This window comes from Enterobacter sp. BNK-18 (assembly GCF_047456135.1).
Classification (GTDB): domain Bacteria; phylum Pseudomonadota; class Gammaproteobacteria; order Enterobacterales; family Enterobacteriaceae; genus Enterobacter; species Enterobacter ludwigii.
The window spans coordinates 1,548,562-1,563,926 of sequence record NZ_CP179899.1; the positions used below are offsets into that span (position 1 = coordinate 1,548,562).

Consider the following 15,365-nt stretch of genomic DNA (forward strand, 5'->3'; position numbering starts at 1 on the left):
CGCTACGCCTGAGCGCAGCGCCACCGGTCTATTTCCCGGCCTGAGGATGTGTATCAAACCCGGCCATCACCGCCGTCAGCGCGTCCAGCGAAAACCCGTGTTTGGGATCGTCTACGCCCAGTCCAAACCGTGACTGTATCACCTGATACAGCGCGTTCGCGTCGGGAAGATGGACCTGCTCTTCCGCATGCCCCTTCTGCCAGTGGGTAAAGTTAAAGTTGGTCAGGGTCAGCTTTCCGCCGTCAGGCAGATGGCGACACATCAACAGATGGTGGCGAAAATGGGATTGCGGCCAGTGCGCCGACCAGAAGTTGCCCATCACGTAATCGCTGAAATACTGTGTTGTCAGATCAAAATGGTACATCGACTGCCAGTGATCGTGGTGACTGAACTGCAGGATCCAGTCGTTGCCCTCGCTCAGCAAACGGTACAGCCCGTGGGGTGTCTCCTGCTCCTCGTTGGCGAGCAAACGAATCGGCGCCGTCAGGGTCTGTCCGCCAAAACCGACGTCGGCAATCCAGCGCTCACCGTTGAGTTCAACCAGCAGCAGACGATGCGTACGCGGCGGCATCTGTGGCGGACTGGCTAAGACCACGCGGCCCAGCACGCTGCGAACTGTAAAGCCCACTTCACGCAAAACGCGTTCAAAGAGGCCGTTCTGCTCAAAGCAATAGCCTCCACGACGTGCCGTCACCAGTTTGTCGACCAGGCACTGATCTTCCAGATGGATTTCGCGCGGCATCACGACGTCAATATTCTCGAAGGGGATCGCGCAGTTGTGGTGTAAATGCAGCGCCCGCAGGGTGTCGATGTCAACCTGTACAGGCTGTTGCCAGCCCGTACGGGCAAAATAAGCACTCAGAAATGGGGACATGATTCGCTTCCATGATGTGATGTTCCCTGTTTATAAACTATTTTCCGGCCTCCATATGCGCAAAAGTGCTTTTTGCGGGTGCATCTTGATTTCGGCTCCCCATCAGACGTTTAATGCCAGAATACCTGCTGAGAGGAATGTTCATGAGCGCGTTTCGTCCCGTTGAATTAAAGCATGCCAGCCGTCTGCTGAACCATGGCCCTACGGTGCTGATTACCAGCCGCGATGAGTCTATCGACCGTCGTAACGTCATGGCTGCGGCTTGGTCGATGCCGGTGGAGTTTGAGCCACCGCGTATCGCAATTGTGGTGGACAAAAGCACCTGGTCGCGCGAACTGATTGAGCGCAGCGGAAAGTTCGGCATCGTCATCCCCGGCGTGGCAGCGGCTAACTGGGCTTATGCCGTCGGCAGCGTGAGCGGGCGCGACGAAGACAAGTTCAACTGCTACGGGATCCCGGTTGTGCAAGGTCCGGTACTCGGCCTGCCGGTGATTGAAGAGAAATGCCTGGCGTGGATGGAGTGTCGTTTACTCCCGGTTACCGCAGTTGCAGAAAAATACGATACGCTGTTTGGTGAGGTTGTTTCGGCAGCCGCAGATGAACGCGCGTTTGTCGCCGGACGCTGGCAGTTTGACGGCGATAAGCTGAACACCCTGCATCATCTGGGGGCCGGGACGTTTGTGACCAGTGGGAAAATGGTCAAGGCGCTGGAAAAATAGCCTATAAAAAAAGCCCTCTCCGCGAGGGAAAGGGCTTTTAAATTACTTCGCGCGCCGTGCAATAATTTCATCCGCAACATTACGCGGTGCTTCCGCGAAATGATGGAATTCCATCGTGTAGGTCGCGCGGCCTTGCGACATCGAACGCAGCGTCGTGGCATAGCCAAACATCTCCGCCAGCGGCACATCCGCGCGAATAATCTGGCTACCGTACTGCTCTTCCATTCCCTGCACCATGCCGCGGCGGGAAGAGAGATCGCCCATGATGTTGCCGGCGTACTCTTCCGGTGTTTCCACCTCGACATGCATGACCGGTTCAAGAATCACCGGGTCCGCTTTGCGAGCGCCCTCTTTAAAGCCGAGGATCGCCGCCATGCGGAACGCCATTTCCGAGGAGTCGACCTCGTGATAGGAGCCAAACGTCAGGGTCGCTTTCACATCGACAACCGGATACCCCGCCAGGACACCGCTGTTCATGGCTTCGCGCAGGCCTTTCTCCACAGACGGAATATACTCGCGCGGGACAACGCCGCCCTTGGTGGCATCTTCAAATACAAAACCACTGCCGGGCTCTAACGGCGCCAGACTGAGCACCACATGGCCGTACTGCCCTTTACCGCCGGACTGTCGGACAAATTTCCCTTCGATATCCTTCACCGCTTTACGCAGGGTTTCACGGTACGTGACCTGTGGGCGACCAATGTTCGCCTCAACGCCGAACTCACGCCGCATGCGGTCAACGATAATCTCAAGATGTAACTCACCCATCCCGGAGATAATTGTCTGGCCGGACTCTTCATCGGTGTGCAGACGAAACGAAGGGTCTTCTGCTGCCAGGCGCTGCAATGCAATGCCCATTTTCTCCTGATCGCCTTTGGTTTTCGGCTCGATCGCAAGCGAGATAACCGGGTCCGGAAACTCCATCCGTTCCAGCGTGATGACGGCATTCGGGTCGGTGAGCGTGTCACCGGTTGTCACATCTTTCAACCCAACGCAGGCCGCGATATCGCCCGCGCGCAGCTCATCCACTTCGTGGCGATCGTTAGCATGCATCAGTACGATGCGCCCAATGCGCTCTTTCTTCCCTTTCACCGGGTTGTACACCGCGTCGCCTTTGCGCAGCACGCCAGAGTAAACGCGGATAAAGGTCAGCTGTCCGACGTACGGGTCGCTCATCAGTTTAAAGGCCAGCGCGGAGAACGGCTCGTTGTCGTCTGGATGACGCTCGGCATGCTGCCCATTCTCATCCACACCATCAATGGCGGGCACGTCCAGAGGCGACGGCATCAGTTCAATGACCGCATCAAGCATGCGTTGCACGCCTTTATTTTTAAACGCGCTGCCGCACAGCATCGGCTGGATTTCACCGGAGATGGTCCGCATACGCAGCCCCCTGATGATTTCCGCTTCCTCTAAATCACCCGTTTCCAGGTATTTATCCATCAGCTCATCGCTGGCTTCCGCCGCCGCAGAGACCATTTTTTCCCGCCATTCCTGCGCAGTACTCACTACGTCATCCGGCACAGGAGCATAGGTAAACACCATGCCCTGGGTGGCATCGTCCCACAAAATGGTACGCATTTTGATGAGATCCACCACGCCGGTGAAGTGTTCTTCTGCCCCCACCGGAATAACAATCGGGACCGGATTCGCTTTCAGACGCTCCTGCATCATTCGCACGACGCGGAAGAAGTCCGCACCCGGGCGGTCCATTTTATTGACGAAGGCCAGCCGCGGGACATGATATTTGTTCGCCTGACGCCAGACGGTTTCCGACTGCGGCTGCACGCCACCGACGGAGTCATACACCATGACCGCGCCGTCGAGTACACGCATGGAACGTTCCACCTCAATGGTGAAATCCACGTGGCCCGGGGTGTCGATAATGTTGATCCGGTGCGGTTCAAAGCCCCGGTCCATACCTGGCCAGAAACAGCTGACTGCCGCAGAGGTAATGGTTATCCCGCGCTCTTGCTCCTGTGCCATCCAGTCGGTAGTTGCCGCGCCATCGTGTACTTCACCCAGTTTGTGGCTCATACCGGTATAAAACAGGATGCGCTCGGTGGTGGTCGTTTTACCGGCATCGATATGCGCGGAGATACCGATGTTGCGATAACGTTCGAGAGGGATGGGTCGGGGCATAATATTTCCTTAGTCATTAAGACTGCGTTGTGACGACCGGGATGGTCGCGTGTTCGTTCATTTGCTATAATAGTCCTATTGTACGAGTATTATCGAACTATTTTTTTTACGGTTGACCTATTGTTGATATAGCTCAATCTGACACCAGACGCAGGAAAACGATGATCCCGAACCACCCTGAAACTGAACAAATACTGCTGGAAAATGTGCTTTTTGCCCTCGGTAACCCGCTACGGCTGTCGATTATCCGCAGGCTGGCCGATGGCAGCGAACTGAGCTGTAACGCGCTGCGCCCGGACGAGGTGGTGAAATCGACGATGACCCATCACTGGCGCGTCTTGCGCGACAGCGGCGTGATTTGGCAGCGCCCGCAGGGACGAGAAAATATGATTTCACTGCGCAGAGACGATCTTGATGCCCGCTTTCCTGGGCTGATGGCAATATTACTGCAGACGAAGTAACGCGTGTGTCGTGTCGGGCGACTCCGCGCCGCCCGACCCTCTCTCATATTGAATAGCCGGGTTTCTTAATTAAGTGATCCAGGTTGGGTTCAATTTCGGTATCCCAGACCTGCGCTTTCCAGTCGGCTTCCTGCACTTCATTCAGGGCGACCGAAATAGAGCGATCTTTACTGTTCAGATGACGGGTAATCACCTCGGCAATATCCGCCGCCAGCGCGGTTTTTTGGTCGTCGTTCAAATCACGGGGAAAACATTTGATATCTACGTGTGGCATATGCAGGCTTCCAGTTATGAATGTGAGTTCCACGTTATCAGATTATCTCGTTTGCCTTTAACACCTTGTGCAGTTCCGGCAGCTGGCACACGGTATCCGCAATCGCCGTTATCTTCGGCGTATTCGCCGCAAACCATGCATGGCGAGGCCCCCAGGTGCGTGCAACCGTGATGTAGACGTCAAGCAGCGTCAGCCGTTCCCCGAGCGCAAAAGGGGTGGCACTGAGCTGGCTGTCAAACCACAGATAGAGTGATTTTCGGTATTCAATACAGCTGTTTTTCAACTGCTCCGGCGCATCCGGCACCCAGCGTTCGGGGTAGTCGGCGTAGGTAAAGGTGGGATAAACGTTCGCAACAAACCAGATGAGCAACCGCTGAAACTGCTGCCGCTCAGCCTGCCCGACGGCAGGTGCAAGATCGGGACATCTGTCCAGCACCATCAGGGCAATCGCCGCCGTTTCGGTCATGATCGCCCCGTTTTCCAGTTCCAGCGTGGGTACCTGACACAGCGGATTGCGTGCTTTCAGCAACTCACGCTGCGGGCCGGGCTGGTCGAACCCGTCCACGTTGATAAATTGATAAGGGATGTCTGCAAGAGTCAGCATCACTTCACTGATTGCCGATCCCCAGCCGGGTACGCCATAGAGTTTCATCATATTGCCCCCTCCGGGATGAAAACCCTAAGTGTAGACATGACTAATAGGTTATCCCAGGCGGGTTCACGTCGGATTGCGTCACCGCTTCGCCCTCTTCTCCCCAGCGTGCCAGCACCCGCTGGTACTCTCCACGCGTAATAGCGCCCTCCAGCGCAGCCTGCAAAGCATAAACCAGCCCATTGCCCTTTTTGGTCGTCGTGGCGACATAGGCTCTCTTCGGCCCGAGACCCACTACGCGCGTTTTGCCGGTCAACGCCGCTTTATAGGCGGATACGGATTGAGGCCCGAAGAACACATCCGCCCTGCCGGACTGAATATAGAGGTTGCCGGAAGCATCATCGGTCAGATAGACCGGCAGCGCAGGCGCACGACCGGCTTTTTTGTTCTCTTCATTCCAGCCCAGCAGAATGCGCTCCTGATTGGTCCCGGAACCGACAATCACCTTTTTGCCTGCCAGATCTTTTGCGCTGTTAATCGCCTGGACCGCGCTGGTGGATTTCACGGAAAACGCCAGTGAGTCGACGCGATAGGTCGCAAAATCAAATTTCTCTTTTCGCTGTTCGGTCACCGCAATATTCACCAGCGCCACGTCATAGCGTCCGGAGCTGATCCCCAGCGGCCAGTCTTCCCAGGCCGTGGGAACCAGCTTCAGCTTTAACCCCAGACTGCCCGCCAGCAAGCGGGCAATATCCGGATCGCTGCCAATCCGCGTCCGGTTATCGCTGGCAAGCAGCGCCAGCGGTGGAGAGTTGAGCGCTGAGATCGCTACCGTGAGCGTGCCCGGCTCAACAAATTTATAGTTCGCGGGGATCTTCGCGACGGCCTGCCGATCTACCGTCACCGGAAGCGGCTGCTCGTTGGCGTGTAAATCGATACCCGCATGGCTCGCGGTCGTAAAAGCCAGACCGGCCAGAAAAGCATATTTCATCTGCGCTCCTTACAGCACTTTTGACAGGAACTGCCGCGTTCGCGGGTGCGACGGACGGGTTAATACGTCGTCACTGCTGCCCTGCTCCACAATTTTGCCGTCGACCATAAAGACCACTTGATCCGCCACTTCCCGGGCAAAGCCGATCTCGTGGGTGACCACCACCAGCGTGGTACCCGAGCGGGCGAGCTTTTTAATCACATCCAGCACTTCGCCAACCAGTTCCGGGTCGAGCGCTGAAGTGGGCTCATCAAACAGCATTACCCGGGGACGTAACGCCAGCGCGCGGGCAATGGCAATACGCTGCTGTTGGCCCCCGGAGAGATGGCGCGACCAGGCGTCGGCTTTATCGCGCAGCCCGACCACATCCAGCAGGCTGTATGCCCTTTCAACGGCTTCTTTCTTACTCAGTTTTTTATGGGCGATGGGCGCCTCAATCAGGTTTTCCAGCACCGTGAGATGCGGAAAGAGATTAAAGTTCTGGAAGACATAGCCCACATTGACGCGCTGTTTGAGGATCTCTTTCTCTTTCAGCTCGTAGAGTTTGTCACCCTGACGGCGGTAACCGATGTAATCACCGTCAATCTGGATAAACCCTTCGTCGACGCGTTCCAGATGGTTAATGGTGCGCAGAAGCGTCGATTTACCCGATCCGGAAGGCCCGAGGATGACCGTTACCGATCCGGGCGGGATCTCCAGCGAGACGTTATCAAGCGCTTTATGGCGACCAAAAAACTTACTGACGCCGGTAATCGAAATATGCCCTTCAGGAGAGGTTTGCATGGACGGGCTCCTGTACTGATGCGGTGGATACGGAACGGACGCGACTGGCTACCCGGTTTTGATTAACGGCTGAACGGCGTTCGCTGCGGGCAAGCCCGCGCTCCACAACATGCTGAATGGCAGACAACACGGTGGTAATCACCAGATACCAGACCGCACCGACCATCAGCAGCGGGATCACCTCCTGCGTGCGGTTATAGATCATCTGAATGGTATAGAAGAGTTCCGGCATCGCCAGGACATACACCATCGCCGTGCCTTTCGCGAGACTGATAATTTCATTAAATCCGGACGGCAGAATCGTGCGCAGCGCCTGCGGCAAAATGATACGCACCGTGCGACGCCAGGCTGGCAGACCGAGTGCCGCCGCCGCTTCATACTGACCATGATCCACACCCAGAAAACCGCCGCGAATGATCTCGGCGGTATACGCGCTCTGAACCAGCGTCAGCCCCACCACGGCGGTGGAAAACTGTCCCAGCACGTTGATGGTTTCGAAGCGACCCCAGGTAATGGCGGTGAAGGGTACGCCGAGCGAGAGCGTGTCGTAGAGATAGGAAAAGTTATAGAGAATGATCAGAACCACAATCAGCGGCAACGAACGAAACAGCCAGATATACCCCCAGGCCAGGCTGCTCAGCAGCCAGGATGAAGAGAGCCTCGCCAGCGCCAGCAGGCCGCCAATGACCACGCTCAGCGCAGTGCCGATCAGGGTCAACAGCAATGTCTGCCCTACGCCTTCAAGGATAACCGGATCAAAGAACCAGCGGGCAAAAACAGACCACTCCCAGCGCGGGTTAAAGGCCACGGACTGAATGACCACCGCAAGCACAAACAGCGCCACCACGGCACCGACAGTCCGCAGCGGATAACGCGCCGGGACCACCTTAATGGTTTCAACGTTGCTCATCGTCATTCCTCATGCTGTTTTACTGAACGCTTCACTGACCAGCGTTTTGGTGAAACGCAGCCGGCCATCAAACGGCGGCTGGCTGTACTCTTCCGGATCGCGGTTCAGATCGAACTGCGGCTGATAGCCCTGGCTGATATAGAGCCTGACCGCTTCCGGCTGACGAAAACCGGTGGTGAGGTAGATCTGGCTGTAACCGGCCTGTACCGCCCGACGCTCCAGCTCCTGGACGACGCGGGCCGCCAGCCCCTGTTGACGCAGCGCCTTGTGCGTCCAGATTCGTTTGATTTCAGCGGTGCGTTCATCAAACGGTTTATACGCGCCGGTGGCGATGATGTCGCCGTCACGCTCAAGGACAATAAACAGCCCCTGCGGGGCCAGGTACCACTCCGTGAGCTCCACTTCCGCGTCTTTAGAGAAGTAGTCGCCATAGCGGGCGGCATATTCACCGAATAATCCGTCGATAATGGGCTGAAGATCGGCGTCTTCCGGTGACACGTCCCGAAATTGCTCGCGCATAGCGCCTCCTTAGTCACCCAGTCCTGCCGGGTTCACTTCTGATTGAGGGATACGTTCTACCCCTTCCCCCCAGCGGTTCAGCACTTTGTCGTAATCGCCGTTTTTGATGACCCCGTTAAGTGCGGTCTGTACCGGCTCGACCAGGCCGCTGCCTTTTTTCAGCGTCACCGCAATGTGTGCCGCCTTCGGCCAGCCGCCGTCGACAATCCCAACCCGTTTCGTTTTCCCGGTCAGCGCCGCTTTCCATGCGCCAGTCACGTTCGGGCCAAAGAACGCATCTGCGCGGCCTGACTGGAGAGACAGGGTTTGTGATGCATCGTCTTTGGTGTAGATCGGGGTAAACGGCTTCAGGCCTTTCTTCACGTTCTCCGCATTCCACGCCAGCAGGATAGCCTCCTGGTTGGTCCCGGAACCTACGATGATGCGCAGCCCGGCGATGTCCTCCGCCTTCTGCAGCGAGGTAATCGGGCTGGTCGATTTCACATAGAAGCCGAGGGAATCTTTACGGTAAGTGGCAAAATCAAACTTCTCTTTGCGTTCTCTGGTCACGGTGATGTTGCTGATCGCCGCATCGTATTTCCCGGAGGCGACGCCGAGAGGCCAGTCCTCCCAGGAGGTTGGCACCACGTTCAGCTCCAGCCCAAGGCTGTCGGCCACCAGACGGGCAACGTCCACCTCGCTTCCGAGCAGCGTTTTATTGTCGTCGGAAAAAACGGTCAGCGGCGGTGAGTTAAGCGCGGCAACCGCCACGGTGAATTTGCCCGGCACGGCGAAGCGATAATCTTTCGGCAGTTGCGCGATGGCGTCGCTGTTTTTGGCGGTGTTGACGGGCGTTTTGTTGGCTTCCAGGCTCACGCCAGTGCCATTAATGTTCACATTCTCTGCCCAGACGGCAGGGGAAAAGGCCAGCGCAAGCGCCAGAATAAGCGATGATTTCTGCATAGCGAGGTTCTCTATTATTGTTGTGTGAACTGGTTTTGCGGTTCGTCTAACCCCAGACTGTCGCGCAGCGTAGTGCCGGGATAGTCGGTGCGGAATAACCCGCGGGCCTGTAACACCGGGACAACCTGGTCAACAAAACGCGGGAACGTGTCCGGCGTTCCACCCTGAATAATGAAGCCGTCCGCGGCGAATGCCTCAAACCAGCCCTGCAGACCGTCTGCCACCTGCTCCGGCGTACCGGAAAAGCGCGGGCGCGGGGATGCCGCTTCGAGTGCAACCTGACGCAGGGTTAAGTTGCGTTCGCGAGCATTACGCTTAATTTCATCGGTCGTGCTGCGAAAACTGTTTTTACCCAGTTCACCGATGTCCGGGAACGGCTCGTCGAGCGGGTACTGGCTGAAATCGTGATGTTCGAAATAACGGCCGAGGTAATTCAGGGCATCGTTAATCGACACCAGAGCCGCGGTTGTCTGATACTGGTTCTCCACGTCCTCCGCGTCTTTGCCAACAATCACGCTGACGCCCTGAAAAATATGTAAGTCCGATGCCCTGCGGCCATTGGATTCAAGCTGGTGTTTCACGTCGCGATAAAACGCTTTGGCTTCCTCTAACGTTTCATGATGGGTAAAAATGGCGTCAGCATGTTTCGCAGCCAGTTTTTTTCCGTCATCCGATGCACCCGCCTGAAAGACAATCGGGCGTCCCTGCGGCGTGCGGCCAATATTGAGCGGACCGGCCACCTGGAAGAAATCGCCGTGGTGATCAAGCGTATGCAGTTTTGCCGGGTCAAAGAACTGCCCGCTCTCTTTGTTGCGCACAAAGGCATCCCCCTCCCAGGAATCCCAGAGTCCTTTCACTACGTCGAGGTATTCATCCGCTATCCGGTAGCGCAGCGCATGTTCAGGGTGTTTCTCGCGCGAGAAGTTTTTCGCCGACCCTTCCAGCGGTGAGGTCACCACGTTCCAGCCTGCACGTCCGTTGCTCAAATGATCCAGGCTGGCAAACTGGCGCGCCACGGTAAATGGTTCGCTGTAGGAGGTCGATAAGGTACCGACCAGACCGAGGCGCGAGGTCAGACTTGCCAGTGCGGACAAGACCGTTAACGGCTCAAACCGGTTTAAGAAATGCGGAATGGATTTCTCGTTAATATAGAGGCCGTCGGCGACGAATAAAAAATCAAGCTTCCCCTCTTCGGCTTTTAACGCCGTGGCTTTTACAAAATCAAAATTAATGCTGGCATCGGCGACCGCCGCCGGATGACGCCAGGCAGACATATTTCCGGAAGCACCATGCAAAATGGTTCCCAGCCGCAATTGTCGGGTTGCAGACATATTCACCTCTTCAGAATTAAACGTGTTGCAGGGCTTTTTCCGCAAGCTGTGCAAAATAGCGGGCAGCGGGCTCAATTAATGCTTCATCCGGGTTGAAGGCCGGGTGATGTAAACCGAACGGACTGGCGCTGCCGATGCTGACAAACGCCCCGGGGATCTGCTGCAGATACACCGCGAAATCTTCCCCACCCATATGCAGCTCGGCGTGCTGCGTTTCATACCCAGATTCTCTGGCAACGGCGGTGGCAAATTCGGCCCAGTGCACGTCATTGACCAGCGCGGTAGGCCCGGCGTACCAGGTAATGTCGATCTGCGCGCTAAACGCGCTGGCAAACCCGGCGGCAATTTCGCCGACGCGTGCTTTCACATTCTGCTGCACTTCCACGCGGTGGGTGCGAAGCGTGCCTTCCAGCTCAACGCTTTCCGGCAGGACGTTCCAGGTATTGCCCCCGGTAATGCGCGTGACGCTCAGCACCACGGAATCAAGCGTGTTGACGTTGCGGCTGGCAACGCTCTGCAACGCCGTTACCAGCTGGCTCGCCAACACGATGGCGTCGTTACCTTCATGCGGACGTGCAGCATGCGCGCCTTTACCGGTAATTCGGATAACAAACCGGTCGACGTTGGCGTAGAACGGCCCACCGCGGGTGGCAAATTCCCCGACCGGCAGCCCCGGCTCGTTATGCATCCCGAAGATGGCACTGACATCACGTAAGGCACCGGCCCGCACCATACTTTTCGCGCCGCCAAAGTTCTCTTCAGCCGGCTGAAAGAGGATCCGCACACGCCCGTTTAAAGACGCTTCACGCTCTTTAAGCTTTAGCGCCGCCCCGAGGATCACACTGGTATGAATATCGTGTCCGCAGGCATGCATCACCCCCGCACGCTGTGAGCTAAACGGCACGCCGCTGCGCTCTTCAATGGGCAAGGCGTCAATATCGGCCCGCAGCGCAATCAGCTTTTTTCCCGTGCCAATTTCGGCCACCACGCCGGTCTGAAGCGCATAAGGCAGCGGCGTAATACCAGCCGTCGTCAGCCACTGACGCAGGCGAGCGGTCGTTTCGACCTCCTGGCCGGACAGCTCCGGGTTCTGGTGCAGCTCCCGGCGCCAGGCAATCAGTTGTTCGTCAAAACGCATACGGCGACCTCCTTGTTAAGCTTCGCCTGCGCCAGCAGACGCAGAGACTGTAGTCGCGTTACGCCATCCGCAACGGGGGTATCAATAATGAATTCATCAATGCCCCATTTTTCGTGCAGGGCGTTCAACTGTTCCAGCACCGATTCAGCTGTTCCCGCCAGCAGCGACTGTGCCCGACGGGCAATGCGCACCGGCTCGCTGCCCGCCTGTCGGGCAAAGGCATAGGCCTGCTCTTCGCTGGCCACGGTGACGCGCTGCCCATTTGCCAGTTCGACGCCCCAGACTTCAACCTGTTGTGCCAGTGCCTCAGCCTCAGCCTGCGACTGGGCGACGATGACCTGCACCGCCACAATCGCATCCCGGGCGCTGTGGTTACGCCAGGTGGTAATGACTTCACGCAGCAGCGCCGGATCCCCATTCAGGTGAGCAGCAAAGACAAAATGCCAGTCAAGTTTCGCGGCCAGCAGCGCGCTTTCGGTACTGGCCCCCAGCAGGAACCCCTGCGCCGGAACCGGCGGCAGCGGCGTCGCGCGAACGGCCTCGTCCACCGACTGATTTTCCGGCTGGATCCAGTGATGAAGCTGTGTCAGCTGTTCGGCAAAACTGCCTTTTTGCTGTTGATCGAGGCCCTGCTGCAGCGCCCGGGTGGAGAGCGGCAGGCCGCCTGGGGCTTTCCCGACGCCCAGATCCACGCGCCCGGGAGCAAGCGCGGCCAGGAGGTTGAAATTTTCTGCGACTTTGTAAGGGCTGTAGTGCTGGAGCATGACGCCACCAGAGCCCACACGGATACGCCGTGTTTGCCCGAGGATCCAGGCGATTAACAGTTCGGGTGAAGGGCTGGCCAGCTGGGGCGTGTTGTGGTGTTCGGCAATCCAGAAACGGTGATAGCCCAGATTTTCTGCCTGCTGTGCCAGCGCCAGGGTTCGCGCCAGTGCATCGGCAGCCGTTTCGTTTTCAGCGATGGGGCTTTTATCCAGAATACTGATTCGCCAGGACATGTTGCGTTCTCGTTTGACTTAACATGTCGTCATTATTAAAGGCGTATTTCACCTCTGAGAAACAATTAATTTACATTTGGTTTGCCGGAAATCAGATATATAAATCCATGCTACGCGTGTGACTTAAGCGATGAAATGAGGTTTTCCACCTCACTGCGGCGGGTAATGCGGACAAAATGAATATGGGCGTATTGCGGGTCTACCATATCGCGTGCATAACGTGCGCGGTTGCTGCGCCAGGTTTTGATTGTCCAGATAATAATGGACTCACGGCTCAAGAATGAGCGACGAAAACTCTCACAGTTTCCCGTACCGGGCCACAGTTCCTGTTTGTGCCAGGCGCGCGTGAACGCTCGGGTGACAGCCTGATACAGGGTTCGGGCGAACCCATAATCCACCCACACCACCCGATCCACGTCTCGCCATTTCACAGGACGCGTACGGTTATAGTTGCCATCAAGCACCCACTCCGCTGACGCCTTTAGCGTCGTCTCCAGTTTTTCCAGCAAGATAGCGTCCGGTGTGCCCTGCCAGTCCGGACACCAGTAAAGTCGGTCCATTTCAATGTAAGGAATATCCAGTTCTGCGGCGATACGCTTCGCCAGAGTGCTTTTTCCACTCCCGCTGGTGCCAATCACATTTACTTTCACCCTGCTGCCCCCTGTTGAAGAAAAACCCTTAAAGCATAGCGTTTTCATCTTGTTAACGAAACGCTATTTCGGCGGGTCAGTTTACGTCGAAGAGTGATCTCCCGCTTTTAATTTGCCTTATGGCGTTTATTTGCAGGGTGCTACAAAAACGCACCGATAAATATTTTCATTTTTATTACATCGAACGCAATTTAAAAATAAAAAATACTAAACACAGGGTATTCCGGAACGCATAACTTTCGTAGAGAATATGCCGACAGTAAAAATAAAAACAAACCTTTCAATCTTGCCTGAATGTTTAACGGGCTCTTTTTTATTGATATATGACCATGGGGTTACTGATGCGGAATAACACTCCCGTTACACAAAACGAGTATTTACTTAACGAAGGTTCGACGCTCATGTCGACCACCAATACGCACAGCCATATTACCTATGCGAACTCTGCCTTTATTGACGCCAGCGGCTATAAAGAAGAGAGTCTTCTCGGTGAGCCGCATAATCTTATTCGCCATCCCGACATGCCTGCCGAGGCGTTTGGCGACATGTGGTTTACCCTGCAACAGGGTGAGACCTGGACGGGGCTAGTCAAGAACCGCCGCCAGAACGGCGATCACTACTGGGTGCGCGCAAACGTCACCCCGGTTTATCAGAATGAAACGTTAACCGGCTATATTTCTGTGCGGAATATTCCTTCGCGTAAAGAGATTGCTGTCAGTGAAAAACGGTATGAGAAAGTGCGCAATAATGAATTAAAACATCACCGCTTTTATAAAGGCCTGTTTGTTCGCCACGGTCTGTTCTCTTTTACGTCGCTGTTTAAACGCCTCAGCACCAGTAAAAGGATCCATCTTGGTATTGCGATAACCGCCCTGCTCGCCTGTCTGCAGCTGTTTATATTTGCCGATCGTATTGTTGAGACTGTAGGTCTGGCTCTGCTATTTATTGCCCTGGCCGTTTATCTTCATGCGCAAATTGCAAAGCCGGTTAAATCCATTGTCCAGCAAATGCAGCGGGTGGTTTCAGGACGTAAAGCTGACTATTACCATTTTGACCGCGTCGATGAAATCGGCCTGATGATGCGCATGGTGAATCAGTCGGGTCTGAACCTCCATTCGCTGGTGGACGATGTCGGTGCGCAAATCAGCGGTATAAGTACAATCAGCCAGCAGGTGGCGAAAGAAGGTATGGCGTTACAGACACGTACCGAAGAAACCGCAGACTTTCTGCAGCAAACGGCCTCAGCCGTGGAAGAAATTGCCAGCGCGGTTCAGCAGACGGCTGAAACGGCGAAAGACGCGATCCTGATGGCAGATCGCACCCGCACCAGCGCTCACCGCGGTGAAGCAATGATGAAAGAGACTATCGGCATGATGCAGTCCGTGTCGCAGGATAACAGCCAGATCGTCGACATCATCAGCGTCATCGATCGTATCGCCTTCCAGACCAATATTCTGGCGCTGAACGCGGCCGTTGAAGCGGCGCGTGCGGGTGATGCCGGGCGCGGTTTTGCGGTCGTGGCGGCCGAAGTGCGCAACCTTGCCCAGCACTCTGCCACGGCGGCCAAAGAGATCAAAACGCTTATAGAGAAAAACGTTTCCAGCGTGAACGCCGGCGTGGAGAAGGTCGAGCAAACTGAATCGCAGCTCACGGTGATGATTGGCAATGTCATGGAGATGTCTTCTCTGATTAAGGAGATAGGCCACGCCACGCAGGAGCAAACGCAGGCGCTGACCCTGATTAACGCGTCCATCTCCCGTATCGGTACAATGACCCAAAACAATACCGGTATGGTGGATAACGTGACGGACGCCGCACACCATCTGACGCAGAGCACGACCCGTCTGCAACAGGCGATTGCCGTTTTTGGCGGTTGAGCAAAGGCGCCGTTATGCGCTGGTTGCTTTGCGCAATCATTAAGCGAAACTGATGATTAAAGCACCACTTCATTAATGGATTTGTCTAAAAACTCACCGCTATTCAGCGTGTTGTGATCCCCGTCTGCTCTGACCACACGATTTCCTTCGACGTGCATCACTTT

Annotated in this window: 14 protein-coding genes and 1 pseudogene; 3 read left to right on the top strand and 12 right to left on the bottom strand. The window is 55.9% G+C overall.

Annotated features, from left to right (window positions below):
• Window positions 1-28: 28 nt before the first annotated feature.
• On the bottom strand, window positions 29-874 hold the full coding sequence (gene nhoA, locus ACMGG3_RS07370) for an N-hydroxyarylamine O-acetyltransferase (RefSeq protein WP_346589217.1): 846 nt from the start codon (window positions 872-874) through the stop codon (window positions 29-31).
• Window positions 875-1,017: 143 nt separating this feature from the next.
• Between nhoA and ACMGG3_RS07375 the strand changes: the two genes are divergently transcribed.
• Window positions 1,018-1,593: a flavin reductase family protein gene (locus ACMGG3_RS07375; RefSeq protein WP_414149748.1), complete on the top strand. Its 576-nt coding sequence runs from the start codon at window positions 1,018-1,020 to the stop codon at window positions 1,591-1,593.
• Window positions 1,594-1,635: 42 nt separating this feature from the next.
• On the opposite strand, the gene fusA is transcribed toward ACMGG3_RS07375, so the two are convergent.
• The gene (gene fusA, locus ACMGG3_RS07380) at window positions 1,636-3,735 is read right to left on the bottom strand and encodes an elongation factor G (protein ID WP_020884046.1); all 2,100 of its coding nucleotides are present in this window, start codon (window positions 3,733-3,735) and stop codon (window positions 1,636-1,638) included.
• A 161-nt stretch (window positions 3,736-3,896) separates the two neighbouring features.
• Here fusA and ACMGG3_RS07385 point away from each other — a divergent pair, with 161 nt between their 5' ends.
• Entirely contained in the window at window positions 3,897-4,196 is a 300-nt protein-coding gene (locus ACMGG3_RS07385; RefSeq protein ID WP_014170235.1) for an ArsR/SmtB family transcription factor, read from the top strand.
• 43 nt (window positions 4,197-4,239) lie between these two features.
• On the opposite strand, the gene pptA is transcribed toward ACMGG3_RS07385, so the two are convergent.
• The 10 genes and pseudogenes from pptA to ACMGG3_RS07435 all read right to left on the bottom strand — a co-directional run bounded on the left by pptA (window position 4,240) and on the right by ACMGG3_RS07435 (window position 13,324).
• Entirely contained in the window at window positions 4,240-4,470 is a 231-nt protein-coding gene (gene pptA, locus ACMGG3_RS07390; RefSeq protein ID WP_040017580.1) for a tautomerase PptA, read from the bottom strand.
• Window positions 4,471-4,507: 37 nt separating this feature from the next.
• On the bottom strand, window positions 4,508-5,125 hold the full coding sequence (locus ACMGG3_RS07395) for a glutathione S-transferase family protein (RefSeq protein ID WP_121339646.1): 618 nt from the start codon (window positions 5,123-5,125) through the stop codon (window positions 4,508-4,510).
• 40 nt (window positions 5,126-5,165) lie between these two features.
• Complete coding sequence (locus ACMGG3_RS07400) at window positions 5,166-6,053, bottom strand: transporter substrate-binding domain-containing protein (protein ID WP_020884043.1); 888 nt, start codon at window positions 6,051-6,053, stop codon at window positions 5,166-5,168.
• A gap of 9 nt (window positions 6,054-6,062) precedes the next feature.
• Window positions 6,063-6,836, bottom strand: coding sequence for an amino acid ABC transporter ATP-binding protein (locus ACMGG3_RS07405; RefSeq protein WP_014170239.1), 774 nt, complete (start codon window positions 6,834-6,836; stop codon window positions 6,063-6,065).
• Window positions 6,820-7,746, bottom strand: a complete 927-nt coding sequence (locus tag ACMGG3_RS07410) for an amino acid ABC transporter permease (protein WP_020884042.1) — start codon at window positions 7,744-7,746, stop codon at window positions 6,820-6,822. The genes ACMGG3_RS07405 and ACMGG3_RS07410 overlap by 17 nt, the downstream gene beginning before the upstream one ends.
• Window positions 7,747-7,755: 9 nt before the next feature.
• Window positions 7,756-8,265, bottom strand: coding sequence for a GNAT family N-acetyltransferase (locus ACMGG3_RS07415; protein ID WP_106504156.1), 510 nt, complete (start codon window positions 8,263-8,265; stop codon window positions 7,756-7,758).
• Between the two features lie 9 nt (window positions 8,266-8,274).
• Window positions 8,275-10,538, bottom strand: a pseudogene (locus tag ACMGG3_RS07420) (NtaA/DmoA family FMN-dependent monooxygenase).
• Between the two features lie 16 nt (window positions 10,539-10,554).
• Window positions 10,555-11,676, bottom strand: coding sequence for an amidohydrolase (locus tag ACMGG3_RS07425; protein ID WP_032680943.1), 1,122 nt, complete (start codon window positions 11,674-11,676; stop codon window positions 10,555-10,557).
• Window positions 11,655-12,674 carry an LLM class flavin-dependent oxidoreductase gene (locus tag ACMGG3_RS07430; RefSeq protein ID WP_032678238.1) on the bottom strand — a complete coding sequence of 340 codons (1,020 nt, stop codon included), beginning with the start codon at window positions 12,672-12,674 and terminating at the stop codon, window positions 11,655-11,657. The genes ACMGG3_RS07425 and ACMGG3_RS07430 overlap by 22 nt, the downstream gene beginning before the upstream one ends.
• A gap of 110 nt (window positions 12,675-12,784) precedes the next feature.
• Window positions 12,785-13,324, bottom strand: coding sequence for an AAA family ATPase (locus ACMGG3_RS07435; RefSeq protein WP_025204120.1), 540 nt, complete (start codon window positions 13,322-13,324; stop codon window positions 12,785-12,787).
• A 341-nt stretch (window positions 13,325-13,665) separates the two neighbouring features.
• Between ACMGG3_RS07435 and ACMGG3_RS07440 the strand changes: the two genes are divergently transcribed.
• Window positions 13,666-15,201 carry a methyl-accepting chemotaxis protein gene (locus ACMGG3_RS07440; RefSeq protein ID WP_414149749.1) on the top strand — a complete coding sequence of 512 codons (1,536 nt, stop codon included), beginning with the start codon at window positions 13,666-13,668 and terminating at the stop codon, window positions 15,199-15,201.
• The last annotated feature ends 164 nt before the right edge of the window (window positions 15,202-15,365 follow it).